The organism is Saccharopolyspora soli (assembly GCF_022678645.1).
GTDB classification, from domain to species: Bacteria; Actinomycetota; Actinomycetes; order Mycobacteriales; family Pseudonocardiaceae; genus Saccharopolyspora; species Saccharopolyspora soli.
On the sequence record NZ_JALBWV010000042.1, the window covers coordinates 56,827 to 80,908 of the forward strand.

Here is a 24,082-nt window from a genome sequence, read left to right on the forward strand (position 1 = left end):
GGGTGGCGCGGAACCTCAGAGGCCGTCTCGCTGTGGGATCCCCGACATCATGTATGTCCGATACACCACGTCGGGGCTGTCCTCGCGAGACACCCTCTGAGAACCCGCGGCGGTGCGAGCTGCGTAGGTGGGCCAAGCGGCTGCGCCGCTTTAAAGACAACCGCATAGGATCTTTTCCAGTGCCGTGCCGCAGCAGGAGGTTCTTGTCGTGATCACCGCGATCGTGCTGATCCAGACCGCCGCCGACCGCCTCGCCGAGGCGGCCCAGGAGATCGCCGACCTCGACGGCGTCGACGAGGTCTACTCCTGCGCTGGCGACGTAGACCTGATCGCGCTGCTGCGGGTGTCCCGCCACGAAGACCTGGCCGACATCGTGCCGGGCCGGATCAACAAGGTCGAAGGCGTTCTCGGCACGGACACGCACATCGCGTTCCGCTCCTACTCCCGCAGGGACACCGAGGCAGCCTTCTCCATCGGCCTCGAAGACGCGTAGCAGGGCGCGCTGGTTCAGGCGCCCAGTTGGGTGCGCAGGGCTGTCGAGCGCGTCGCCCAGCGGTCGAGGAGGTCGGCCGCGGCACCGGAGTCGATCGCGTTCGCGGCCCGCTGCAGACCGGCGCTGAGCTGGCCGCTGAGATCGGTTCCGGGCCCGTCGTAGGCAGCGGTCGCACCGGCCGCGTTGATCAGCACAGCGTCTCGCACGGGGCCCTTGGCGCCCGCCAGGAGGTCGTGGACGACCTTCGCGTTGACCGCCGCATCGCCGCCCTGCAGATCTTCCGGGCTGCTGTACGCGATGCCGAACTCCTGCGGGTCGATCCGGTCTTCGCGAACCGTGCCGTCATGCACGGCCCACACCGTGCTGCTCGTGGTGGTGGTGATCTCGTCCATGCCGTCGTCGCCGCACACGACCAGCGCGGAGCAGCCGCGGGCGGCGAACACCTCGGCCATCACCGGCGCCATCCGGCGGTCGGCGCAGCCGATCAGCCCGGCGGCCGGGCGTGCTGGGTTGGTCAGCGGGCCCAGGAGGTTGAACGCGGTCGGGATGCCGATCTCGCGCCGCGGCCCGCCGGTGTACTTGAACGCCGGGTGGAACACCGGCGCGAAGCAGAACCCGATGCCCACCTCCTCGACGCAGCGCCGCACGCCCTCCGGCTTCAGATCGATGGCGACGCCTAGTTCCTCCAGCACATCGGCGGTGCCGCACTTCGACGACGCCGCCCGGTTGCCGTGCTTGACCACCGTGATCCCGGAGGCGGCGAGCACGATCGCGGTCATGGTGGAGATGTTCACGCTGCCGGAGCGGTCGCCGCCGGTGCCGACGACGTCCACCGCGCGCTGGGTGATCTCCAACGGCCTGGCGTGCGCGAGCATGGCGTCGGCCATCCCGCGGACCTCGGCGGGGGTCTCGCCCTTGGCGCGCAGGGCGACCACGAACGCCGCGATCCGCGCCGGGGTGGCCTCACCGGACATGATCAGGTCCATCGCCCAGGTGGTGTCCGCCGCGGTGAGGTCCTCGCCCGCGACGAGGCTGCTCAGCAGTCCCGCCCAGTTTCCCGCCGTGGTTGCCACGATCTTCGCTCCGTCGTTAGAAAGCGCTGTCAGCCGCGTGTGCGGTGCGGGATCCGGCGAGCACCGCTGGGAGTCCTCGGACCTCCAGGTGCGCTCAGTCCCGACGCCGTGCCCCGGACACGCGCGGCTCCACGGTTCCGCATACCCGCGCCGCTGTGCAAATCATCCCGCAATGCCCGTTCAGGCCGGTACTGGATTACCTCGGGAGCGCAGCACCTCGGCCACCGTCTCGGCCGCGGCCAGCGGGTCGAGCGGGTGGACCAGCACCGCGTCGGCCTGGGACCAGGTCGCCAGCCAACGGTCGTCCTTGCGCCGCACCGCGACCACCACCGGCGGGCACTGCCGGATCTCGTTCTTCAGCTGCCGCGACACACCCATGCCACCGGTGGGCTGCGCCTCGCCGTCCAGGATGACCAGGTCCACATGCCCGGCGTCGACCTCGCTGAGCACGTCGGCGACCGTGCCGACCTCGATGTAGTGCAACCGACCCAGATCGGGGGCCGGGCGCCGCCCGATGGCTGTGATGATCGACTCCCGAACCTCGGGGCGATGGCTGAACACGAGAACGTTCGTGGTCGGTGTGCTCATCACTGGCTCCTCAGTGCGCTGCGGGACACCCGCACCCGGTCGGCTGGCACGAACAACTTCGCATGCTATCGGTCCGAACGGGGTGAACCGCAGGCGCCCACGCGAATTGATCAGCCCAACCGTTGCAGGGCGTCCCAGCCGAAGGACTGTCCGCCGTGCCGCTGCGCGAGCCCGGCCATCCGGGAACCCTCCTGTGAGCAATGCAACGCGTCGAGCCGTTGGACACGCAGCGCTACCAGCGCCGTCAGGTCCGGCGCAGCGTGCTCCGCACCCCGTCCACCTGGGCGAAGTTCCCAACCGTCGGCGGCCAGAACGCTCCGAGCGGCCTCGATCGAGCGCTCCGGCAGTGCTAGGTGGTGGCGCAGCACCGCAGGCATTTCTGGTTGCCAGAGCTCGGCGCGGGCCATTGCCGCGGACGCCGCCTCGGTCTCGTCGAAGGCCGTCACGACGACCCCCAGTTCGGCGTCATCGACGCTGATCGCAGGCTTGCCGCGGGCTCGGCGGGCGGCCCAGCGCGGCCGGATGCCTTTCACGGTGCGTCACCTCCAGGTTGCGATCCGATCACCCCTGTGGCAAACGTCCGGACCCGAAGGCGCGAGCGGAAAACGTGCAAGACATAATGCGTCGCGTGACAACGGCAGCGCCCTCAATCAGTCAACGCGTGCATTCGCTGAACCGGCCGAACATGGTCAGCGTGGGCACCATCGTTTGGTTGGCCAGCGAGCTGATGTTCTTCGCTGGGCTCTTCGCCATGTTCTTCACGGTGAAGGCGCAGAACGAGGGCGAGTGGCCACCACCGCCCACTCACTTGAACCTCCCGTACGCCCTCCCGTTCACGATCGTCCTGGTGGCGTCCTCGTTCACCTGCCAGTGGGGCGTGTTCGCGGCGGAGCGCGGTGACGTCTTCGGCCTCCGACGGTGGTACGTCGTCACGCTGATCATGGGCGCGATCTTCGTGCTCGGGCAGGCCGGCGAGTACTTCCAGTTGATCACCGAGCACGCGACCACGATCGCGTCGTCGGCCTACGGAACCGTCTTCTACATGACGACCGGTTTCCACGGGCTGCACGTCATCGGCGGGCTGATCGCGTTCGTCTTCCTGATCATCCGGACGAAGCTCAGCAAGTTCACGCCCGCCCAGGCCATCGCCGCGATCGTGGTGTCGTACTACTGGCACTTCGTGGACATCGTGTGGATCGGCCTGTTCGCCGTGATCTACCTCGTCCCCTGATCGGCTTCTGCGAACGAGGTCGAAACCGAACCCCCCGAACCGGACAGCAAGGGTTGCCGCACTCATGACCACCACAAAGAAACGGAACCGCGCGGGCTCGAAGCTCAAGCGACGGATTTCCGGTGTACTGGCGCTGGGCATCGCGCTGGTGGGTGCCGGTGGGCTGTACACCGTCGTGACTCCCGAGCCGCAGACCGCGCAAGCCGCCGCGGACCCGGCTCTGGTGAGACAGGGCGAGCAGCTCTACAACAACGCCTGCATCACCTGCCACGGCGCGAACCTGCAGGGCGTCCAGGACCGCGGGCCCAGCCTGGTCGGCGTCGGCGAGGCAGCCGTGAACTTCCAGGTGTCCACCGGTCGGATGCCGATGGCCCGGCAGGAAGCGCAGGCGTTGCGCAAGCCGCCGAAGTTCAACCCGGAAGAGATCGACGCGCTGGCCGCCTTCGTGCAGACCTACGGCGGTGGACCGGAGACCCCGGCGCAAACCGGCGCGGCGCTGCAGGGGGCCGACCCGGCCCGCGGCGGTGAGCTCTACCGGCTCAACTGCGCGTCCTGCCACAACTTCACCGGACGCGGCATCGCGATGTCCTCGGGCAAGTTCGCGCCGAACATCCACGAGGCCACCGAGCAGCAGATCTACGAGGCGATGCTCACCGGCCCGCAGAACATGCCGAAGTTCTCGGACCGGCAGCTCACCCCGGAAGAGAAGAAGGACATCATCGCCTACGTCAAGTCCGTGACGAACGGGAACAACAACCCCGGCGGCAACGACCTCGGCGGCTACGGGCCTGGGCCGGAGACGGTGATCGCCTGGGTCGTCGGACTCGGCGCACTGATCGGCCTCACCCTGTGGATCGGAGCCAGGGCATGAGTGAGCAGCAGAAGAAGGATTACACCGAGGCCGAACTGGCCGAGATGAGCCGGGACGAGAAGGTCCGGCTGGGCCTGGCCCTCGACGACGTCGAACTCATCGAGTACCGGGACAACTGGCCCATCAAGGGCACCCGCGCGGAGCGGCGCGCGGAGCGGTCGGTCGCCGCCTGGTTCACGGTGGCCGGGCTGTCCGCGCTGGCGTTCATCGCGGTGTTCATCTTCTGGCCGTGGGACTACCAGCCATCCACCGACCCGCAGGCGCACTTCATCTACTCGCTGTACAACCCGCTGATCGGATTCTTCTTCGGTCTGGCGATCCTGGCCGTCGGCATCGGCGTGGTGCAGTACCAGAAGAAGTTCATCCCGCACGAGGTCGCGATCCAGCAGCGGCACGACGGGCACTCCTCCAGCGAGGTCGACCGGCAGACCACCGCCGCGCTGCTCGCCGACGCGGGCACCCGCAGCGGCATCGCCCGCCGCTCGATGATCAAGCGCACCGCCGGGTTCGGGCTCGGCGCCTTCGGCATCGGCGCTGGCGTGTTCGCCCTCGGCGGCATGATCCGCAACCCGTGGTCGGAGCAGGGGCAGGCGTCCCTGCTGCACACGGGGTGGCTGTCGGAGAACGGCGAGAAGACCTACCTGCGCCGGGACACCGGCAACCCGCACGACGTCTCGCTGCTGCGCCCGGAAGACATCGACGCGGGCGGTTTCGAGACCGTCTTCCCGTTCCGCGAGTCGATGCGGGAAAGCGAGGAGGAGCTGATCTCCTCGATGCGCAAGGGCGACGCGCCGGTCATGCTGATCCGGCTGCGCCCCGGCAGCAAGCCGATCAAGCGCAAGGGGCAGGAGAACTTCAACTACGGCGACTACTACGCCTACTCGAAGATCTGCACCCACCTGGGCTGCCCGACATCGCTGTTCGAGCAGCAGACCGGCCGGTTGCTCTGCCCGTGCCACCAGTCTCAGTTCGACGTGGTCAACACCTATGCCAAGCCGGTGTTCGGCCCGGCCACGCGCGCCCTGCCCCAACTGCCGATCACGGTGGACGAGGACGGCTACTTCGTGGCGAAAGGCGACTTCATCGAGCCCGTCGGTCCGGCGTACTGGGAGCGTAAGTCATGAGTTCGATCACCACGCCCACGAAGGGGGAAAGCGCCCTGTACCGCAAGGCCGCGAACGCGGCCGACGAGCTCGACTCGCGGTACCGGCTGGCCCCCGGCTTGCGGCGGCAGCTGAACAAGGTCTTCCCGACGCACTGGTCGTTCCTGCTCGGCGAGATCGCGCTCTACACGTTCATCCTGCTGCTGATCACCGGCACCTACCTGGCGTTCTTCTTCGACCCCTCGATGCAGGAGGTCGAGTACCAGGGGGTGTTCACCAACCTGCGCGGCGTGGAGATGTCGCGGGCGTTCGAGAGCGCGCTGAACATCTCCTTCGAGGTCCGCGGCGGTTTGTTCGCCCGCCAGCTGCACCACTGGGCGGCGCTGCTGTTCATGGCGTCGATGGTGACGCACATGTTCCGGATCTTCTTCACCGGTGCGTTCCGGCGCCCGCGTGAGACGAACTGGATGATCGGCATCGGTCTGTTCGTGCTGGGCATGTTCGAGGGCTTCACCGGCTACTCGCTGCCCGACGACCTGCTTTCCGGCACCGGTGTCCGGATCGCCTCCGGCATCGTGATGTCCATCCCGGTGGTGGGCAACTGGATCCACTGGATCCTGTTCGGTTCGGAGTTCCCCGGCACCGACCTGATCCCGCGGTTCTACCTGTTCCACGTGTTCCTGCTGCCCGGCCTGATCCTGGGCTTGGTGGCGGTGCACCTGGCGCTGGTCTGGTACCAGAAGCACACCCAGTTCCCGGGCGTGCGCCGGACCGAGGGCAACGTGGTCGGCGTCCGGATCATGCCGGTGTTCGCGGTCAAGGCGGGCGGCTTCTTCGCGATGGTGGTCGGGGTCTGCGCGATCCTCGCCGGGGTCTTCCAGATCAACCCGATCTGGAACCTCGGGCCGTACGTGGCCTCGCAGATCTCCGCTGCCTCGCAGCCGGACTGGTACATGATCTGGACGGACGGTTCCAGCCGGTTGTGGCCCGCCTGGGAGCTCTACCTCGGGCCGTTCACCATCCCGGCGGTGTTCTTCCCGACGGTGCTGTTCATGGGCGCGATCTTCACCGCGGCGGCGCTGTACCCGATGATCGAGCGGAAGCTGAGCAAGGACAACGCGCACCACAACCTGTTGCAGCGGCCGCGCGACGTGCCGGTGCGGACGTCGTTGGGCGTGATGGCGCTGGCGTTCTTCGCGGTGCTGATGATCTCGGGCACCAACGACATCATCGCGTTCGAGTTCAACATCTCGCTGAACGCGATGACCTGGGCGGGCCGGATCGGCCTGCTGGTGCTGCCGCCGATCGCCTACTACATCACCTACCGGGTCTGCCTGGGCTTGCAGCGCAGCGACCGGGAGGTGCTGGAGCACGGTGTGGAGACCGGCATCATCAAGCGCTTGCCGCACGGTGAGTTCATCGAGGTCCACCAGCCGTTGGGGCCGGTGGACGAGCACGGCCACCCGGAGCCGCTGCCCTACCAGGGCGCTCCGGTGCCGAAGAAGATGAACAAGCTCGGCGCGGCCGGTCACCCGGTGGCGGGCAGCCTGCTGAAGCCGGACCCGATCGAGGAGACGCACGCGTTGGAGCGGGCTCGGCAGGACGACGAGATCCGCGAGCTGACCGAGCGCGAGCTGACCGCGGGCAAGCCCCAGCAGCCCACCGAGTGAGCAGCTGACCGAGGCCCGGTACCCGAGGGTGCCGGGCCTCGTTGCCTCTCAGCAGAATCGCGCCCCCTGCGCGGCGCGACTAGCGTGGTGGGCGTGACATCGATCAAGGATCCGGAAGTCCGCGCCTTCCTCGAAGCCGGAACCCGCACGGGCATGCTCGGCTTCACCGCGAGCGACGGACGGCCGCTGGTCGCGCCGGTGTGGTTCGTGCTGGACGGCGATTCGGTCGTGTTCAACACCGGCAAGAACACCGCGAAGGGGCGCGCGGTCGTCCGCGATCCGCGCGTCGTGTTGTGCGCGGACCTCCCCGAGCCGCCGTTCGGTTTCGTCCAGGTCCAGGGCATCGCGGAAACCTCCGAGGACCCGGCCGAGCTGTTGCGGACCGCCACCGAGATCGGCGGTCGGTACATGGGGCGGGACCGGGCGGAGGAGTTCGGCCGCCGAAACGGGGTGCCGGGCGAATTGGTCGTCCGCATCCGGCCGACCAAGGTGATCGCCGCCTTCGACATGACCGCCTGAGAGAGTCCGGGGATCGGCGCGGGGCTCAGTCGATCGCGGCGTACGGGGTGCGGCCGGTGGTGGCCTTCTCCAGCCAGTTCCGCCAGGAACCGGCGGAGGAGGCTGGTTCGGTCCACGGGATGTTGCAGCGGACCAGGCGGGTACCGCCGGTGGTCAGCCAGCGGTAGACGACCCGCGCTTCGTCGGCGGTCGTGCCGTGCAGCGGCCCCGCACCGGGAAGGACGGTTTCGGCTGACGCCTGCAGCAGGTCCACGATCGGCATCGGTGGGACACCGCGCCGTGCCGTGCCCGCGGCGGCGAGGCGGCCGTGCCGGATCACCGACAGGTGCCAGCCACCTCGACCATCCGGCCGGGCCGCGACGAGTTCGGGCACGCGGGTGAGGGCGGCCAGCCGCTGTCCGCGGTCCAACGAGCGCACCAGCGCCGCGAGCTGGTCGCGGTGCACCGCGGCGTCCTCGAAGCGTTGCGCCGTCGAGAGCCGGTCGAGTTCGACCCGCAGGCGCTCCAGCAGATCGGCGCTGTGGCCGCGAACGACGTCCCGGATGGATATCACCTCAGGCTCGTACTCGGCAGCGCTCTGGTGGCCCGCACAGGGCGCGCCACAGCGCCCCAGCTCGTGCAAGGCGCACGGGCGGCCGCTGGGTTGGCGCGCCGAGATGCGCTCGGTGCACCGCCGCACGGTCGTGGCCGACTGGAGCGCCTCGACGGCGTCGGCGGCGGCGTGCCGGGAGTTGAACGGACCGAGCGCGTCGGGCTTCGGGGTGCGCACGATCGACAGGCGGGGGAACGGTTCGTCGGTCAGCACCACCCACCAGGCGCGTTGCGGGAACTTGGAGCGGCGGTTGTAGCGCGGCTGGTGCGCGGCCAGCAGCCGCAGCTCCCGAACTTCGGCCTCCATCGGGTGCGCGCATTCGACGTGGTCGACCCGCTCGGAGATCGCCACCATCTCCTTGATCCGGCTGCGCCGCTCACCGGCGGTGAAGTACTGCCGGACCCGCCGCCGCAGGTCGGTGGCGGTGCCCACGTAGAGCACCTCGTCGTTCGGGCCGCGGAACAGATAGGTGCCTGGCGAGTTCGGCAGCGCGTCGGCGAGGCCGCGCTTGCCCCGCTGCTGCGGCGTGACGTCGGGTAGGTGGTCGAGCAGATCCTCCAGCGTCCGCACCCCGAGCGAGCCGACCCGCTCCAGCAGCGAATGCAGCACATCCACCGTGGCGCGGGCGTCGTCCAGCGCGCGGTGCACCGGGACGGTGCGGGCATGCAGCACCCGGGCGAGCGTGGCGAGCTTGTGGTTGGGCGTCTCGTCCTTGGTCAACACCCGGCGGGCCAGCCGGACGGTGTCGACGACCTGCGGTTTCGGCCACCGCAGTCCGAGCCGCTCGCAGTTGGCGCGCAGGAATCCGATGTCGAACGGGGCGTTGTGCGCCACCAGCACGCTGCCCCGGCAGAACTCCAGGAACGCGGGCAGCACCACGCCGAAGCGCGGTGCGTCGACGACCATCGCCTCGGTGATCCCGGTGATCGACACGACCGCGGGTGGAATGCCGCGTTCCGGGTTCACCAGCGTGGCGAACTCACCGAGCACCTCGCCACCGCGGACCTTGACCGCACCGATCTCGGTCACCGCGTCCTCGGTGCGGTCGCCACCGGTGGTCTCCAGGTCGACGACCACGAACGTCACCGCGTGCAGCGGGACTTCCTCGGTGGTGGTGATCTCGTCGAAGGACAGCTGGGCGTGCGCGGACATCGGCGATCACGTTACGGCCCGCTACCGACAGCCCGGTTGATGCGGGATCGCGGTACCTCGGCCATTAGCCTGTGGGGGTGGTGCCACCGATGCCGGGGTCAGCCGAGAACCCCACCCCTGATGAGTCCGCTGTGGACAGTGGGCCGCGCGACGGTGGCGCACCGCCGATCGACTGGGATGCGCTGGCCGGACCGCTGCGCCTCCGGCTGGCGGAACTGGCCGCTGGGGCGCTCGACGAAATGCGCCCGTCGGACGTGCCCGCGCAACTGCGCCCGGTGTGCCGCTTCGCGCCCGCCAAGCGCGCGAAGCTGGGCCAACCAGCGCTGCTCGCCGCGCTCCGCGACTCCGGGGTGTTCCGCACCGCCGTCGTGGACTGGTGCCGCAAGCACCGCCCGGCGGCACTGGCGCTGGACGACAGCGATCCGATCGTGGTCGCCGCGGCCGCGGTCCTGCTCGGCTCGCGGATCGCGCCGCACTACGTGGAACTCATCGGGTTCCGCACCGAACAGGGCCAACTTCGCGCCGAACGGGATTCCGCCACGGCACGTGCCGAGCGGCTGACCGCCGACATCGCGCGGTTGCGCCACGAACTCGCCGAAGCGCGGCAGGCGGCCGACCGGGTCGGTGACGAGAACAGCGCCGAGGCGGACCGGCTGCGCAAGCGGCTGCGCGAGCAGGGCATGCGGCTCAAGGAGGCCAAGGACGCCGCGCAGCACTCGCACAGCGAGCTGGAGCGAGTGCGCGCGGAGCGCGCGGAGGCGATCGAGGAGATCACCGCGGAGCGGGATCGGGAGCGCATGCGAGCGCAGGAGGAGCGGCGGCGCGCGGAGCGCGCGAGTTCCGAGGTGGAGGTGGCGCGGCAGTCCGCGCGAGAAGCCCGGCAGGGCGACGAGGTGCGGCTGGCGCTGCTGCTGGAGACGTTGGAGGGCGCCGTGGGCGGGCTGCGGCGCGAGCTCGGGGCGAGTGGCAGCGGGCCGCGGCCCGCGGACGTCGTGCAGCGGGTGCGGGCGCATTCCGGTGCGACCGGGGAGGTTCCGGACGTCGCCGCGCTGGACCGGTTGTTGGCGTTGCCCGCCGTGCATCTCATCGTGGACGGCTACAACGTGACCAAGACCGGGTATCCGGAGCTGCCGCTGTCCGATCAGCGGGATCGGTTGGCCCACCAGTTGGCCGCGCTGGCGGCGCGGACCGGCGCCGAGGTCACCGTCGTCTTCGACGGCGCGGATGTGCTGGCGGTGCCGACGACCGGGCCGCGCGGGGTGCGGGTGCTGTTCAGCGAGCCCGGCGTGCAGGCCGACGACGTGATCCGGGACCTGGTCTCCGCCGAGCCGAAGGGGCGGCAGGTGGTGGTCGCGACCTCGGATCGGGCGGTGGCCACCTCGGTCCGTCGGCGCGGCGCGTACGCCGTTTCGTCCGCGATGTTGTTGGCGCGGCTGAACCGGGTCTAGCAGCCTGCCGACGCAACCGACCGCCTGTCGATCTGGCGGTACGTGGCCGATCTCATAATTGATCAACGCGATGGCGTGGATCTCCGGATCGGGTGAACCCGAATCTCACATGTCCAGGTAGTCGAACTGGATGATCCGTCACCGTGAGCGCACGACTCTCCTCCGTTAGAGGTCTTGTGCATGTTTGCACAAATTTTTAGACCCGCTTCTGGACCTTCCGGCTCACCTTTCGTAACCTACTCGGGACCTCGTGGCGATCAGTTGCCCAGACCGGGTGGCCCGCGGGGCACCGTTGCACCGGCTTGTCGGGGAGTCGGACCGGCCCGAGTACGGGGGCATTCGGCCGGTAAGCGGGTGGAGAAGCAGAAGGAGCAGTGCGCGACGTGGCGTCGCACCGACTTAAGCGCTCTCTGCGAGGAGCCCTGGCCGCAACCGCGGTAGCTGCCGTCGTTGGCATGACCTCCGGACCAGCGCTCGCAGACCCACAACTCCCCGACAACGCCTCGGACGCGGCGAAGCAGGTGCGCGATCTCCAGCACCAGGCCGAGCAGCTCGTCGAGGACAAGAAGAAGGCCGAAGACGACCACGAGGCCAAGAAGGCCGAGCTGGATCGGGCCAACCAGGAGGCCGGACAGGCCGAACAGGTCGCCAACCAGGCCAGGGCCGAGGAAGAGCGGTTCCGCGGCCAGGTCGACAAGCTCACTCACGCCTCCTACCAGGGTGCCCGGCTGAACAAGCTGTCCGCCCTGCTGGTGAGCGAAACCCCCGACGACTTCCTGGACCGCGCGTCCGCGTTGGACGTGCTGGCCAAGGACAACAACGACGCGATCAAGGCGCTGGCGTCGGCCACCAACCAAGCCGAGACCGCCGAGCGCACCGCGCAGGACGCTCGCAACCGGGCCGCCCAGGCCGAAGTGGACGCCGCCCGCATCGCCGAGGACTTGAAGCAGAAGTCCAAGGCGATGGACGAGCAGATCGAGAAGGTCAAGGAGCGCTACGACGAGCTCAGCGGCGAGGACCAGGATTCGCTGCTCACCGACGGCGAGACCGGCGTTGGCTTGATCGGTGGCGCTGGTGCGGCGGTCACGGCGGTCAACGCCGCGTTGAGCGCGCAGGGTTCGCCGTACGTGTGGGGTGCCAAGGGACCCAGCAGCTTCGACTGCTCCGGCCTGATGTACTGGGCCTACAAGAAGGCTGGCGTGACCATCGGCGGCTCGACCAAGACGCAGGTCACCGAGGGCCGCAGCGTGTCGGCGGGCGACCTCAAGCCGGGCGACCTGATCTTCTACTACAGCCCGGTCAGCCACGTCGCCATGTACATCGGCAACGGCAAGGCGGTGCACGCCCCGACCACCGGCGACGTCGTCAAGGTGACCGACTACAAGAAGATCGGCAGCGTGACGGCGATCCGCCGCGTCGCGGGCTGAGCAACTCCCGACTTCGGGGTCGGCGCCACCAGGTGTCGACCCCGAAGGGGTGAATTTCCGGTCGCGTGGATCGTCGAGGCCCCGACATCCTCGACCGGACTCGGCACCAGGCGAGCGGCGAAACCGCCTCCCACCACCCGAATCAGAGATCCGCCCAGCCGAAAACGAGCGGCACACCACCGTTGCCGGGTGAGGGTGGTTTCGGTCCGGCCATGTGATCCGTCTTACGATGCGCCCTGTGCCTGGCTCGGGGAAGTTTCGGGGGTGGTTGGCCGCTGGTGCCGCCGGTGTCGTGCTGGCTGGGGTTACCGCGATTTCGCTGCCGTCGCCGGAATCGCCGACCGGATCGGTGCGCATCGCTGGGCAGGCCGGGCTGGGCGTCTCCGAGCAACCGCCCGAAGTCGCGGTGCGCGGCCTGCTGGAGCAGCGCGCCGCTGCGGTGCGGGCTGGGGACGAAGCCGCGTTCGCGGCCACAGTGGACCCCAAAGCACCGCACGATTTCCAGCGGCGCCAGCTTGAGCTGTTCCGCAACCTCGCGACGGTGCCGGTCACCGAGTGGGCCTACGAACTGGACGCCACGACCGGCGACCGACCGGTGGTGCCCGAAGCCGACGAGACCTGGGCGCCGCGCGTCGAGCTGCGCTACGCGTTGGCCGACGTGGACAGCGTGCCGACGCAGCGCCCGCTCGGGTACGTGTTCGCCCGTCGCGGCGGTTCCTGGTACGTCGCCGCCGACGACGCCAAGCCCGGCGCCTGGCGCGGACCGTGGGATTTCGGGCCTTGCCAGGTGAAGCGCACCGCCACCGGTCTGGTCATCGGCCACCAGCGGGAACCGGTCGAACGCGTCGCCCGGCAGCTGGACGCCGCGGTGGCCGACGTGACGGAGGTCTGGGGCCCGAACTGGTCCCAGCGGGTTGGCGTGCTGCTCCCGGAGTCCCAGGAAGAGCTGCGGGCGTTGGTTGGGCCGGAGTTCGCGGTGGACGGTATCGCCGCGGTCGCGGTGGCCGATCGGGTGAACACCACGACGCGCCGGGTGGAGGGCCCGCGGGTGGTGCTCAACCCGAAGACGGCGAACCAGCTCTCCGACATCGCGCTGCGCGTGGTCCTGCGGCACGAGATCACGCACATCGCGGCGCGCGCGGACACAGTGGACGGCGCGCCGATGTGGATGTTGGAGGGATTCGCCGACTACGTCGGCTACCGCAACAGCGGCGTGGCGCCGAAGGACATCGCACCGGACCTCGTCCGCCACCTGCGTGAGGCCGGTCCACCCGCGAAACTGCCCGCGGACGGCGACTTCCACCAAGCGGGCCGTCGCCTGGACCTCGCCTACCAGCAGTCCTGGTCACTGGTCCACTACCTCGCCGAGCGCCTGGGCGAGCCCCGCGTGGTGGAACTCTACCGCCGCGTCGCGGCGACGAACGACGAAGCCGCGGCGGACCAGGCAGTCCGCGACGTGACCGGCCAGACCACCCAACAACTGATCGCGGACTGGGGAACCCAACTGTCCCGCACCTTCCGGTGAACCTTTCGAAGTGAAGGGCACCTTCGACCGACTTACCCGGTCAAAGGTGCCCTTCACCTGGCCACCTTTCGGGTGAGCCGGGGCGGGTGCGTCAGGAATAGATGGCTTCGATTTCGGCTGCGTGGTTCTCGGCTACCTTGTTGCGCTTGAGCTTCATGCTCGGCGTCAGTTCGCCGGTGGCTTCTGTGAAGTCCTCCGGCAGGATGCGGAACTGCTTGATCTGCTCGGCCCGGGACACCGCCTTGTTGGCCTCGTCGACCGCCTTCTGCACCTCGGCGCGCAGGTCCGGGTCGTCGGTCAACTCGGCGGCTGCGGTGTTCTCCGGGCGCGAGTTGTACGCCAGCCAGGACGGCAGGAACTCCGGGTCCAGCGTGATCAGCGCGCCGATGAACGGCTTCTGGTCGCCGACCACCATGCACTGGCTGATCAACGGGTGCGCTCGCAGGGCGTCCTCCAGCACCGCCGGGGCGACGTTCTTGCCGCCCGCCGTGACGATGATCTCCTTCTTGCGCCCAGTGATCCGCAGGAAGCCCTCGTCGTCCAGCGAGCCGAGGTCGCCGGTGTGGAACCAGCCGTCCACGATGGACTCCTTGGTGGCGATCGGGTTGTTCCAGTACTCCTGGAACACCACATCGCCCTTGATCAGCACCTCGCCGTCGTCGGCGATCCGCACCGAGGTGCCCGCGATCGGCTTGCCGACGGTGCCGACCTTGAACCCGTCCTCCACGTTCACCGCGCATGCCGCGGTCGTCTCGGTGAGCCCGTAGCCCTCCAGCACCGGCACCCCGACGCCGCGGAAGAAGTGCGCGAGCCGCTCGCCCAAAGGCGCGCCGCCGGAGACCGCCGCGATGCACCGGCCGCCCAGCGCGGCCCGGAGCTTGCCGTAGACGAGCTTGTCGAACACCACGTGCTTGAGCTTCAGCGACAGGCTCGGGCCGCCCGTGTCGTGCGCTCGGCTGAACGCCACCGCGGTGTCCTCGGCGACGTCGAAGATCCGGCCCTTGCCGCTGCCGTGGGCCTTCTGCTTCGCGGTGTTGTAGACCTTCTCGAACACCCGCGGCACCGCCAGCACGAACGTCGGCCGGAACGAGCTGAGGTCGTTGACCAATTCCTTCACGTCGCTGGTGTGGCCGAGGGTGACCCGCGCGTACACGCTCATCACCGTGATGGCGCGGGCCAGCACGTGCGCCATCGGCAGGAACATCAGCATCGAGTTGCCCGGCCGGGTCAGCTCGGGGAACGCGTTGATGTCCGCGCGCACCTCGGCGAGCATGTTGCGGTGGCTGAGCACGCAGCCCTTGGGGCGGCCGGTGGTGCCCGAGGTGTAGATCAGCGTGGCGGCGTCGGCGGCCCGCACCGCGCGGCGACGCAGGTGCACGTCGCGGTCGTCGACCTCCGCGCCGAGCGCGGTCAGCTCGTCCACCGCCCCAGCGGCTCCGCCGCTGGTCGGGCCCTCGATCTGCCAGATGTGCGAGACCTCGGAGAGCCGGTCGACCACCTTGTCCACCTCGGCGCGGTGCGCCTCGGTCTCCACGATCACGGCCTTGGCCCCGGAGTCGGTGAGGATCCACTCGGCCTGGTCGGCCGACGAGGTCTCGTATATCGGCACCGTGATGCAGCCCGCCGCCCAGACCGCGAAGTCCAGCAGGCTCCACTCGTACCTGGTCCGCGACATCAGGCCGACCCGGTCACCGGCCTGCAGACCGGCGGCCACCAAACCCTTGGCCACGGCCAGCACCTGCGCGGCGAAATCGGCGGCGGTGACGTCGACCCAGGTGCCGTCCACCCGGCGCCGGAAGCTCACCGTGCTCCCGAAGCGCTCCGCGTTGGCCCACACCATGTCGGTGAGGTTCTCGTCCTCGGCCACGGCCGTTGTGGCGGGTGCGCTGAACTCTCGCACGTCGAAACCTCCGAAAACACGCCAGTAGTGGGGCACAACCTAACGTCGATGGTTACTGAGCGGTAGTCCTCGTTATCGGGCCGCAGCAGTCAACCCAGCGTAGTGCTACTCGTGATCGGCGTCGCGCCGCCGGTCGGGGGCTCGTACCGCCGGGCAGCCGTCGGCGCCGATCAGCGCACAACGGGCGGTGCGCCGGGGCACCGGAACGGATTAAGTTCGAGGTAGCAGTTGCAGGCGGATGGGAGTTGAGTTGCGCGTCCACGTCGTTTCGGACGTCCATGGCAACGTCGAGGCCCTCAAGCGCGCGGGGGACGGCGCCGACGCGCTCGTGGTGCTCGGCGACCTGATCGATTTCGTCGACTACCACGACCACGGCAAGGGCATCCTGGGCCGGGTGTTCGGTCCGGACAAGGTGGCGCGGTTCGCCGAACTGCGGCGCAGCCGTCGCGGACCGGAGTTCGGCGCCTACGTGCGTTCGTTGTGGGCCGGGTTGACCGACCCGGCGGTGGTGGTGGAGGACGCGGTCCGCGAGCAGTACGCCGAGCTGTTCGCCGCCATGACCGCCCCCACCTACGCCACCCCCGGCAACGTCGACGCGCCGCGCCTGTGGCCGGAGTTCGCTGGCGCCGGAATCCACGTCCTGGACGGCGACAGCGTCGAAATCGGCGGCCTGACCTTCGGTTTCGTCGGCGGCACCCTGCTGCCGCCGGGCGCGGTGCTGCGTCGGCACGCCGCCTGGGTGCCGTACCTGCGGCCCGAGGAGGAGTACAACGCCGCGTTGGCCGCACTGCCCAAAGTGGACGTGTTGTGCACCCACCTGCCGCCCGCCGTGCCGGAGCTGACCTACGACGTCCTGGCGCGGCGACCGGAGAACGGCTCGGCAGCCCTGGTCGAGCGGATCGCCGCTGATCGGCCGCGCTGGTCGCTGTTCGGGCACGTGCACCAGCCACTGGCGCAGCGGATGCGCCTCGGGCGCACCGAGTGCGTCAACGTCGGGCACTTCAAGCGCACCGGCCGCCCCTACGTGATCCAGTGGTGAAGGTGAGGAAAAACCGGCCTCTCCGCGCCGCTGCCGCCGCTCGCACCCGGTAACCTGCGGCGCATGGTCGATCAGTCCACCCAGTCCATCGTGATCGAGGCCCCCGCTGCGCGGATCATGGCGGTCATCGCGGATTTCGCCGCCTACCCGGAGTGGGCGGAGGCGGTGAAGGAGATCGAGGTGCTCTCGCGCACCTCCGGCGGCAAGGCGGAGAAGGTGCGCTTCATCCTGGACGCCGGAGTGGTCAAGGACACCTACGTCAACGTCTACGACTGGGCGGCGGACGGGCTGTCGGTGAGCTGGAACCTTACCGAGGGGCAGGTGCAGAAGGCGCAGCGCGGCAGTTACCGGCTCAAGCCGCTGGCCGATGATCGCACCGAGGTGACCTACACCCTGGCCGTGGACCTGGCGATCCCGATGATCGGTCTGTTCAAGCGCAAGGCCGAGAAGATGATCATGGATACGGCGCTTAAGGAACTCAAGCGCCGCGTCGAGGACGCCGACGACTAATACGACGCAGACCAGAGCGCATCCACTCCAGACCCACCGAGACGAGCCGTTGCGAATCCTGTTGTTCACCGGAAAAGGGGGCGTGGGCAAGACCACCCTCGCCGCCGCCACCGCCGCCCGGGTCGCCGGGGACGGCGGCAAGGTGCTCGCGGTCTCCACGGATCCCGCGCACTCGCTGGCCGATGCGCTCGGTGTCGACCTCGCCGCACACCCCCGGGAGGTGCGGCTGGACGGGTCGCGCGCGGTGCTGCACGCCGCCGAGGTGCAGACCCGCGCACTGGTCGACGACACCTGGCGGGAACTGCGCGAACACCTGCGGACCATGTTGCAGGGCGCCGGAGTCGGCGAGGTCGACGCGGAAGAGCTGACCGTGCTGCCCGGTGTGGAGGACCTGCTCGCGCTCACCGAAGTGCACCGGTTGGCCGCGACCGGACTGTGGGACACCGTGATCGTCGACTGCGGGCCGACCGCCGAGACGCTGCGGCTGCTGGCGCTGCCCGAGTCGCTGGCCGGATACCTGGAGCGGTTGTTCCCGGCGCACCGCCGGGCCGTGCGCGGGCTGCTGGCCGGTATCGCGGGTAGCGATCAGGTCGACCGCTGGGACTCCGTGGCCGACGGGCTGGGACGGCTCGCGGAGCAGCTCGCCGCGCTCAAGGACATGCTCACCGACACCGGGACCAGCGTGCGGCTGGTGCTCACCCCGGAGTCGGTGGTGGCTGCCGAAACCCGCCGGACGTTGACCGCGCTGGCGCTGCAGCAGATCCAGGTGGACGGCTTGATCGCCAACCGCGTGATGCCGAATCCGGGTTCGGCGCGCGGAGCCGCGGCCGGTTGGTTGCGCACCCGTCGCCACGAGCAGGTGAAGGTCCTCGACGCGCTGCGGGCTTCGACGGAACTCCCGGTGCGCACGGTCGAGCATCGCGCCGCCGAGCCGGTGGGCTCGGATGCGCTGCTGGCGCTCGGCGACGAGCTCTACGCCGACGGCGATCCGCTGGAGAACCGGTCGAGCATGCCGATCATGCAGGTCAGCGGCGGTGGAAAAGCACTGGATTCGGAGTACGCGCTGCGGATCGCGCTGCCGCTGCACCCGGCCGCGGATCTGGACCTGGCCCGGATCGGCGACGAGCTGGCGATCACCGTCGACGGCCGTCGACGGCTGGTGGCGCTGCCCGCCGTGCTGCGCCGGTGCGTCGTGACGTCGGCTGTCGCTGGTGACGACGGGTTGACCGTGCGGTTCCGACCCGACCCCGAGCAGTGGATGCGGTGAGACCGGTGGACGAAATGCGCGACGACTCCCGGCACGACCAACTCGTCGAAGAGCTCCGCTTGCTGCTCGACGCGCTGGCTGGCAAGGCCGAGGAGTACTTGCGCGGCTGCGGGGCGAGCGCGGAAGCCGACAGCAAGTCCGGTTGCGGCTGGTGTCCACTGTGCGCGGCGGTGGCGCTGCTGCGCGGACAACGCCCGGACCTCAACGACCAACTCCTGGGGATCGTTCAGGCGCTGCGGCAGATGCTGGTCGATCAGCACCCGGCGGCGTCCGAAGAGGACAGTCCGGAAGAGCCCGCCGAGCCGAAGGTGCAGCGGATCCGGGTTCGGCGGGTGGACGGCCGGGTGCTGGCCGAGGACGACGTCGGGGCCGTGCCGCGTTGCTGACCATCGGAGTGGATGTCGGCGGCACCAGCGTGCGGGCGAGCGTGGTGGACCCGCACGGCGAGATCCTGGAAACCCGCCGCGTTCCGACACCCGCCACCAGCGCCGAGCTCAACGCCGCGATCGCCGCCACCGTCCGCGCGCTCTCCGACCACTACCCGGTGGCCGGGGTCGGCCTGGCGGTCGCCGGGTTCGTCAGCGAGGACCGCCGGGTGGTGCGCTTCGCGCCGCACCTGGCCTGGCGGCACGTCGCGGTCGCCGACGAACTCGCCGACCGGCTCGGACTGCCGGTGGTGCTGGAGCATGACGCCAACGCCGCCGCCGTCGCCGAGCAGCGCTTCGGCGCCGCCGCCGGAGCGCGGGTGGCCGCGCTGGTGGCCATCGGCACCGGTATCGGCGGCGCCTTGGTGATCAACGGCGAAGTGTTCCGCGGTGCCTACGGTGTGGCGCCCGAGCTGGGACATCTGCGCGTCGTCCCGGACGGTCGGCCGTGCTCGTGCGGCAAGCGCGGTTGCTGGGAGCGGTACTGCAGCGGTACGGCATTGGCGGCCACCGCGGTGGAAATCCTGCGGACGACGGGAGAGCCGGGCACCCTGCCGGTGGCCAGGCTGACCGGTGTCGCGGTGGCGCGGGCGGCCGAGGCGGACGATCCGGTCGCCCGCCGTGCGATGGCCGAACTGGCCCGCTGGCTGGGCGAGGGCTTGGCGCTGGTCGCGGACGTCTACGACCCGGAGGTCGTGGTGATCTCCGGTGGGGTTTCGGACTCGGCGCGGCTGTTCCTCGACGATGCCCGCGACCACTACGCCGCAGCCGTGACCGGAGCCGGACACCGACCGCTGGCACGGGTCAGCGTCGCCCACTACGGAGACCCGGCAGCCATGGTCGGAGCGGCGGCCTTAGCCCGCGAACACATCAACGCCGGTGCCCCGCACCTGACCTGACGCAGAGATCCACAACCTGTCGTTGCCGGTGCGGTGGCGCCGTTCGCCGTTCGAGCTGGGGTGAAGGGCACCTCTTACCAAGTTAGTTGGCAAAAGGTGCCCTTCACCCCGTCCGCACCGCTTCTTGCTCAGACTTGGGCGCCGTCGTCGTCGGAGTTCGGTGGTCCCTGCCGCAGGCGCAGCAGGAGCCAGCCGATGCCCGCGCTGATCAGCACCAGTCCCAGCGGCAGCGTGATGGCGCTGGACAGCCCGGCCAGGCCGGGCACCAGCAACAGCAGCACGCCCACCACGATCACCGCGATGCCGATCAGCGTGGTCGGCCGTGGCGTGGGCAGCGGGGGCGGTTCCGGCGGGACGAAGTGCTCTTCCTCCTCGTCGGGCGCCGCGGTCCAGTCCCGCGGACCTGCCTCGGGTCCGGGCGGCGTTTCCAGCTCGACCGTTTCCTCGCCGGTGTCCTCTGCGCGGTCGGCGGCTTCCTCGGGCCAGCGCGCGAACGTCGAGTCGCGTTCCAAGTCGGCGACTATCTCGGCGAATGCGGCGTCGATGTCCTCCGGTCCGTCGGCGTTGTCGCGGCGCGTGTTCATACGACTTCCTCGGCCCGTTCGCGGTGGATCCGTTGCAGGAACTCGACGCTACCGCTGAACACCGTCGGCGCGTCATGGTCCAAGGTCGCTACGTGGAAGCTGTCGGGCAGCACGACCTCCCTGAGATCCGAGCTGCGGACCCCGTCCAGCACGATCGCCGAGTTGATCGCCTCGACGACGTGATCGGTGGTCGACCGGAACAGCAGCAGTGGTTGGCGCACCCGGCTCAGGTCGCCGCGCACGACGCGCCACAGCTGCTGCAGGCTGGCCATCGCCCGCAGCGGCAACCGGTCGTAGGCGAGCTCGAAGCCGTCGGATTTGGCGATGTCACCGGTGATCCCGGCGGTCGCCGGAACGATCCGGGACAGCACCGGCAGCAAGTGGGCGGCCTTGCGCTGCGTCGTCACCGACGGGTTGACCAGCACGATTCCCGCGATGTCCGGGTGCTGCTGGGCCAGCCGCAGGGCGAGCGTGCCGCCCATCGACTGCCCGCACACGAACACCGACCGGCACCGGCCGTGCAGCTCGTCGAGCTCGGCCGCCAAAGTGTCGTACCAGTCGTGCCAGGTCGTCTTGTTCAGCTCTTGCCAGCGGGTGCCGTGGCCGGGCAGGCGCGGGCAGCGGACCGTGCAGCCCTCCGCCGCGAGGTGCTCGCCCCAGGCCCGCATGCTCTGCGGGGTGCTCGTGAAGCCGTGGCAGAGCAGCACACCGATGTCCTCCGATCCGTCATGCGCGAACGGTTCGGCGCCGGAGAGCACGGGCACCGCAGCCTCCCAACACCGTCGGCGTGCCAGTACCGCTTCATGGTCGCATGCGCGACCGACGAGTGGGGCGTGGTGACCAAGGGTTGTCGGAGCGAGGAGTGGCGCGATTCGGTCTTGGTGGACACACCTGATGTCGGGGATCCCCGAAAGCCTCTGAGATTCCGCTACCCGCACCGCCACGCAAGCCGATCCGCGCCCTCTCCGAGTCAGATCCCTGTCGAAGGTCGCATTGTGCGGGGTGTCCGGGCTCCGTAGGCTGAGCAGGGAACTCGGCGGGGCAAGGAGGCGGCGGCGCGGTGTTGTACTGGGTGATGAAGCACTTCTTGCTCGGGCCCTTGATGAAGTTGTTCTGCCGCCCGAAGGTCGAAGGCGTCGAGCACGTGCCGAGCACGGGCGGCGCGATCCTGGTCAGCAACCACTTGGCCGTCGCCGACTCGTTCTTCATGCCGCTGATGATGCCGCGCCGGGTGACCTTCCTGGCCAAACGCGAGTACTTCACCGGCAAGGGCATCAAGGGCCGGTTCAAGAAGTACTTCTTCTCCGGTGTCGGCCAGGTGCCCATCGACCGCTCCAGCGGCGCCGCCGCGCAGGCCGCGCTGGACACCGGGATCCGGTTGCTCGGCGAGGGAAAGCTGCTGGGCGTCTACCCGGAGGGCACCCGATCCCCGGACGGTCGGCTGTACAAGGGCAAGACCGGGGTGGCGCGGATGGCGCTGGAGTCGCGGGCACCGGTGATCCCGATCGCGATGTTCGGCACCGACAAGGTCAACCCCATCGGTTCGAAGATGTGGTACCCGCACCGGGTTCTGGTGAAGGTCGGACCACCGCTGGACTTCTCCCGCTACGACGGCATGGCCGGTGATCGGTTCGTGGAGCGGTCCATCACCGACGAGATCATGTACGCCCTGATGGAGCTCTCCGGCCAGGAGTACGTCGACGTCTACGCCGCCAAGGTCAAGGACGACCTGGCCGCGCAGGGCAAGCAGGTGGCGGGCTGGAGCAGCTCGTCGCAGCAGCCCGGCGAAGGTCGGCTGCCGCACTCCAAGGCTGGCTGACGGCCCGCACCGGCTGCTGGCGGGGCCGCCACCTACCCTTGCCCGGTGCGGTACTTCTACGACTGCGAGTTCATCGAGGACGGACACACCATCGAGCTGGTGTCGATCGGGATGGTCGACGAGTCCGGCCGCGAGTTCTACGCGGTGTCCACCGAGTTCGACGCTGCTCGGGCTGGTGCCTGGGTGCGGCAGCACGTGCTGCCGCAGTTGCCGCCGCCCGCCGATCCGTGCTGGCGTTCCCGCGCCCGGATCCGCGAGGACCTTTACGCCTTCCTGACTTCGCGCGGTGGGAACATCGAGCTGTGGGCCTGGTACGCCGCTTACGACCACGTGGCGCTGGCCCAGCTGTGGGGCCCGATGCCGATGCTGCCGTCGCGGATCCCGAAATTCACCCATGACCTGCGGCAGCGTTGGGAGGACGTCGGCAAGCCGAAACTGCCGTCGGCGCCGGAGAACGCGCACGACGCGCTGGCCGACGCCAAGCACAACCTGGAACGCTGGAAGGTGATGGAGGAGGTACGCCGCAAACGCGGCTACCCGGAATGACCGGAGTGCGCGGCTCGTCTTGCGCGGCGGTGCGAGTGTCGTAGGTGGGCTAAGCGGCTTCGCCGCTTGAAAAACAAGATCAAAAGACGTGCGCTAGCTGTCGAGAAGTTTTGCGGATCGGTGCTCAACGCCTTGTCCGGCCCAACGGCCGGGGCACTTGCTGCACCGATCCAGTTCGTGACACGCTGTCCCCGGGGGAGACGTGGATCACTTCTCGACTTGGGTTGGATATAGGAGGCGGCAGAAGCGATGCCTGCTGGAATGCGTGTCGGAGTGCTCACCGGGGGCGGCGACTGCCCCGGGCTCAACGCGGTGCTCCGCGCGGTGACCCGCAAGGGGATTTCCGTGCACCAGCACGAGATCCTCGGATTCCGCAGCGGGTGGTTGGGGCCGGTGGAGGGCCTGACCATGCCGCTGACGCTCGACGCGGTCGAGGACATCCTCAACCGGGGCGGCACCATCCTGGGCTCGTCGCGCACCAACCCGTACAAGGTCGACGACGGGATCGCGAGGTTGCGGGCGACCCTCGGCGAGCACCGAGTGGATGCGCTGATCGCTATCGGCGGCGAGGACACCCTCGGAGTCGCCGAGCAGCTCACCCACGACGGCGTGCCGGTGGTCGGGGTGCCCAAGACCATCGACAACGACCTGGACGCCACTGATTACACCTTCGGCTTCGACACCGCTGTGCACATCGCCACCGAGGCCATCGACCGGTTGCGCACCACCGCGGAGTCGCACCACCGGGCACTGGTGGTCGAGGTGATGGGGCGGCACGCGGGGTGGATCGCGTTGCACTCCGGGCTGGCCGGTGGTGCCAACGTCATCCTCGTGCCGGAGCAGCCGTTCAGCGTCGAGCGGGTCTGCGACTGGGTGCAGCAGCGCTTCGAGCGGCAGTATGCGCCGATCATCGTGGTCGCCGAGGGCGCGGTCCCGGAAGGCGGCAAGGAGTTGCTGCTGACCGGGGAGAAGGACGCCTTCGGACACGTCCGGCTGGGCGGCGTCGGCACCTGGCTGGCCGACGAGATCGCCGGGCGCACCGGCAAGGAGTCGCGCGCGGTGGTGCTCGGCCACGTGCAGCGCGGCGGTACGCCGACCGCCTACGACCGGGTGCTGGCCACCCGCTTCGGCCTGCACGCCATCGACGCGATCACCGAAGGCGACTTCGGCAAGATGGTCGCGCTGCGCGGCACGGACATCGTCCGCGTCCCGCTCAGCGACGCGACGGCATCCCTCAAGACAGTCCCCCCAGAACGCCTCGCGGAAGCCGAAGTCCTCTTCGGCTGACCCCCTATCGATACCGAGTGAAGGGCGCCTTCGACCGAGGGTGGATTCCAGGGGTGGTTGCAACACGAGTGATCAATTGGCTTCGGTCAGGAGTTTAGTTAAGCGCTCGGCTGG

At 69.4% G+C, this 24,082-nt stretch carries 24 protein-coding genes; 17 read left to right on the plus strand and 7 right to left on the minus strand.

Going from position 1 to position 24,082, the window contains the following annotated elements:
• Positions 1-208 precede the first annotated feature (208 nt).
• Positions 209-493: an Lrp/AsnC family transcriptional regulator gene (locus tag MOQ72_RS27890; protein WP_242188656.1), complete on the plus strand. Its 285-nt coding sequence runs from the start codon at positions 209-211 to the stop codon at positions 491-493.
• A gap of 14 nt (positions 494-507) precedes the next feature.
• Here MOQ72_RS27890 and trpD read toward each other — a convergent pair whose 3' ends face one another.
• The 3 genes from trpD to MOQ72_RS27905 all read right to left on the minus strand — a co-directional run bounded on the left by trpD (position 508) and on the right by MOQ72_RS27905 (position 2,687).
• Entirely contained in the window at positions 508-1,566 is a 1,059-nt protein-coding gene (gene trpD / locus MOQ72_RS27895) for an anthranilate phosphoribosyltransferase (RefSeq protein ID WP_242188657.1), read from the minus strand.
• A gap of 180 nt (positions 1,567-1,746) precedes the next feature.
• Positions 1,747-2,154: a response regulator gene (locus MOQ72_RS27900; protein WP_242188658.1), complete on the minus strand. Its 408-nt coding sequence runs from the start codon at positions 2,152-2,154 to the stop codon at positions 1,747-1,749.
• Between the two features lie 110 nt (positions 2,155-2,264).
• Entirely contained in the window at positions 2,265-2,687 is a 423-nt protein-coding gene (locus MOQ72_RS27905) for a hypothetical protein (RefSeq protein ID WP_242188659.1), read from the minus strand.
• An 86-nt stretch (positions 2,688-2,773) separates the two neighbouring features.
• Here MOQ72_RS27905 and ctaE point away from each other — a divergent pair, with 86 nt between their 5' ends.
• From ctaE to MOQ72_RS27930, 5 genes are all read left to right on the plus strand, one after another.
• A complete protein-coding gene (gene ctaE, locus MOQ72_RS27910) occupies positions 2,774-3,385 on the plus strand; it encodes an aa3-type cytochrome oxidase subunit III (protein ID WP_242188665.1) in 612 nt (203 codons plus the stop codon).
• Between the two features lie 64 nt (positions 3,386-3,449).
• Complete coding sequence (gene qcrC / locus MOQ72_RS27915; protein WP_242188666.1) at positions 3,450-4,256, plus strand: cytochrome bc1 complex diheme cytochrome c subunit; 807 nt, start codon at positions 3,450-3,452, stop codon at positions 4,254-4,256.
• Positions 4,253-5,380, plus strand: a complete 1,128-nt coding sequence (gene qcrA, locus MOQ72_RS27920) for a cytochrome bc1 complex Rieske iron-sulfur subunit (RefSeq protein ID WP_242188667.1) — start codon at positions 4,253-4,255, stop codon at positions 5,378-5,380. The genes qcrC and qcrA overlap by 4 nt, the downstream gene beginning before the upstream one ends.
• Positions 5,377-7,029, plus strand: a complete 1,653-nt coding sequence (qcrB, locus tag MOQ72_RS27925) for a cytochrome bc1 complex cytochrome b subunit (protein WP_242188668.1) — start codon at positions 5,377-5,379, stop codon at positions 7,027-7,029. The genes qcrA and qcrB overlap by 4 nt, the downstream gene beginning before the upstream one ends.
• A 93-nt stretch (positions 7,030-7,122) precedes the next feature.
• Complete coding sequence (locus tag MOQ72_RS27930; protein WP_242188669.1) at positions 7,123-7,548, plus strand: PPOX class F420-dependent oxidoreductase; 426 nt, start codon at positions 7,123-7,125, stop codon at positions 7,546-7,548.
• 25 nt (positions 7,549-7,573) lie between these two features.
• Here MOQ72_RS27930 and MOQ72_RS27935 read toward each other — a convergent pair whose 3' ends face one another.
• The gene (locus tag MOQ72_RS27935; protein ID WP_242188671.1) at positions 7,574-9,292 is read right to left on the minus strand and encodes a DEDD exonuclease domain-containing protein; all 1,719 of its coding nucleotides are present in this window, start codon (positions 9,290-9,292) and stop codon (positions 7,574-7,576) included.
• Positions 9,293-9,381: 89 nt separating this feature from the next.
• On the opposite strand from MOQ72_RS27935, the gene MOQ72_RS27940 reads away from it, so the two are divergent.
• The 3 genes from MOQ72_RS27940 to MOQ72_RS27950 all read left to right on the plus strand — a co-directional run bounded on the left by MOQ72_RS27940 (position 9,382) and on the right by MOQ72_RS27950 (position 13,692).
• Entirely contained in the window at positions 9,382-10,740 is a 1,359-nt protein-coding gene (locus MOQ72_RS27940; RefSeq protein WP_242188672.1) for an NYN domain-containing protein, read from the plus strand.
• A gap of 455 nt (positions 10,741-11,195) precedes the next feature.
• Positions 11,196-12,167: a C40 family peptidase gene (locus MOQ72_RS27945; protein WP_242188673.1), complete on the plus strand. Its 972-nt coding sequence runs from the start codon at positions 11,196-11,198 to the stop codon at positions 12,165-12,167.
• A 238-nt stretch (positions 12,168-12,405) separates the two neighbouring features.
• Entirely contained in the window at positions 12,406-13,692 is a 1,287-nt protein-coding gene (locus MOQ72_RS27950) for a basic secretory protein-like protein (protein WP_242188674.1), read from the plus strand.
• A 91-nt stretch (positions 13,693-13,783) separates the two neighbouring features.
• On the opposite strand, the gene MOQ72_RS27955 is transcribed toward MOQ72_RS27950, so the two are convergent.
• Positions 13,784-15,592: an AMP-dependent synthetase/ligase gene (locus tag MOQ72_RS27955; RefSeq protein WP_242188675.1), complete on the minus strand. Its 1,809-nt coding sequence runs from the start codon at positions 15,590-15,592 to the stop codon at positions 13,784-13,786.
• Positions 15,593-15,842: 250 nt separating this feature from the next.
• Here MOQ72_RS27955 and MOQ72_RS27960 point away from each other — a divergent pair, with 250 nt between their 5' ends.
• The 5 genes from MOQ72_RS27960 (at position 15,843) to MOQ72_RS27980 (ending at position 19,732) form a co-directional block, all read left to right on the plus strand.
• Positions 15,843-16,631: a metallophosphoesterase family protein gene (locus MOQ72_RS27960; protein ID WP_242188677.1), complete on the plus strand. Its 789-nt coding sequence runs from the start codon at positions 15,843-15,845 to the stop codon at positions 16,629-16,631.
• A 63-nt stretch (positions 16,632-16,694) separates the two neighbouring features.
• Positions 16,695-17,141: an SRPBCC family protein gene (locus MOQ72_RS27965; protein ID WP_242188679.1), complete on the plus strand. Its 447-nt coding sequence runs from the start codon at positions 16,695-16,697 to the stop codon at positions 17,139-17,141.
• Between the two features lie 49 nt (positions 17,142-17,190).
• Entirely contained in the window at positions 17,191-18,408 is a 1,218-nt protein-coding gene (locus tag MOQ72_RS27970; RefSeq protein ID WP_242188681.1) for an ArsA family ATPase, read from the plus strand.
• A gap of 14 nt (positions 18,409-18,422) precedes the next feature.
• Positions 18,423-18,794: a hypothetical protein gene (locus MOQ72_RS27975; protein WP_242188683.1), complete on the plus strand. Its 372-nt coding sequence runs from the start codon at positions 18,423-18,425 to the stop codon at positions 18,792-18,794.
• A complete protein-coding gene (locus MOQ72_RS27980; protein WP_242188685.1) occupies positions 18,788-19,732 on the plus strand; it encodes an ROK family protein in 945 nt (314 codons plus the stop codon). The genes MOQ72_RS27975 and MOQ72_RS27980 overlap by 7 nt, the downstream gene beginning before the upstream one ends.
• A gap of 128 nt (positions 19,733-19,860) precedes the next feature.
• On the opposite strand, the gene MOQ72_RS27985 is transcribed toward MOQ72_RS27980, so the two are convergent.
• Together MOQ72_RS27985 and MOQ72_RS27990 are read right to left on the minus strand one after the other, a co-directional pair.
• Positions 19,861-20,316 carry a DUF308 domain-containing protein gene (locus MOQ72_RS27985; RefSeq protein WP_242188686.1) on the minus strand — a complete coding sequence of 152 codons (456 nt, stop codon included), beginning with the start codon at positions 20,314-20,316 and terminating at the stop codon, positions 19,861-19,863.
• On the minus strand, positions 20,313-21,080 hold the full coding sequence (locus tag MOQ72_RS27990) for an alpha/beta hydrolase (protein ID WP_242188688.1): 768 nt from the start codon (positions 21,078-21,080) through the stop codon (positions 20,313-20,315). The genes MOQ72_RS27985 and MOQ72_RS27990 overlap by 4 nt, the downstream gene beginning before the upstream one ends.
• Before the next feature lie 296 nt (positions 21,081-21,376).
• On the opposite strand from MOQ72_RS27990, the gene MOQ72_RS27995 reads away from it, so the two are divergent.
• The 3 genes from MOQ72_RS27995 (at position 21,377) to MOQ72_RS28005 (ending at position 23,968) form a co-directional block, all read left to right on the plus strand.
• On the plus strand, positions 21,377-22,135 hold the full coding sequence (locus MOQ72_RS27995; RefSeq protein ID WP_242188689.1) for a lysophospholipid acyltransferase family protein: 759 nt from the start codon (positions 21,377-21,379) through the stop codon (positions 22,133-22,135).
• Positions 22,136-22,180: 45 nt separating this feature from the next.
• Positions 22,181-22,681, plus strand: a complete 501-nt coding sequence (locus MOQ72_RS28000) for a polyadenylate-specific 3'-exoribonuclease AS (protein WP_242188691.1) — start codon at positions 22,181-22,183, stop codon at positions 22,679-22,681.
• Between the two features lie 261 nt (positions 22,682-22,942).
• Positions 22,943-23,968 (plus strand): 6-phosphofructokinase, encoded by a 1,026-nt coding sequence (locus tag MOQ72_RS28005; RefSeq protein ID WP_242188695.1) that lies wholly within the window; start codon positions 22,943-22,945, stop codon positions 23,966-23,968.
• Positions 23,969-24,082: the final 114 nt, after the last annotated feature.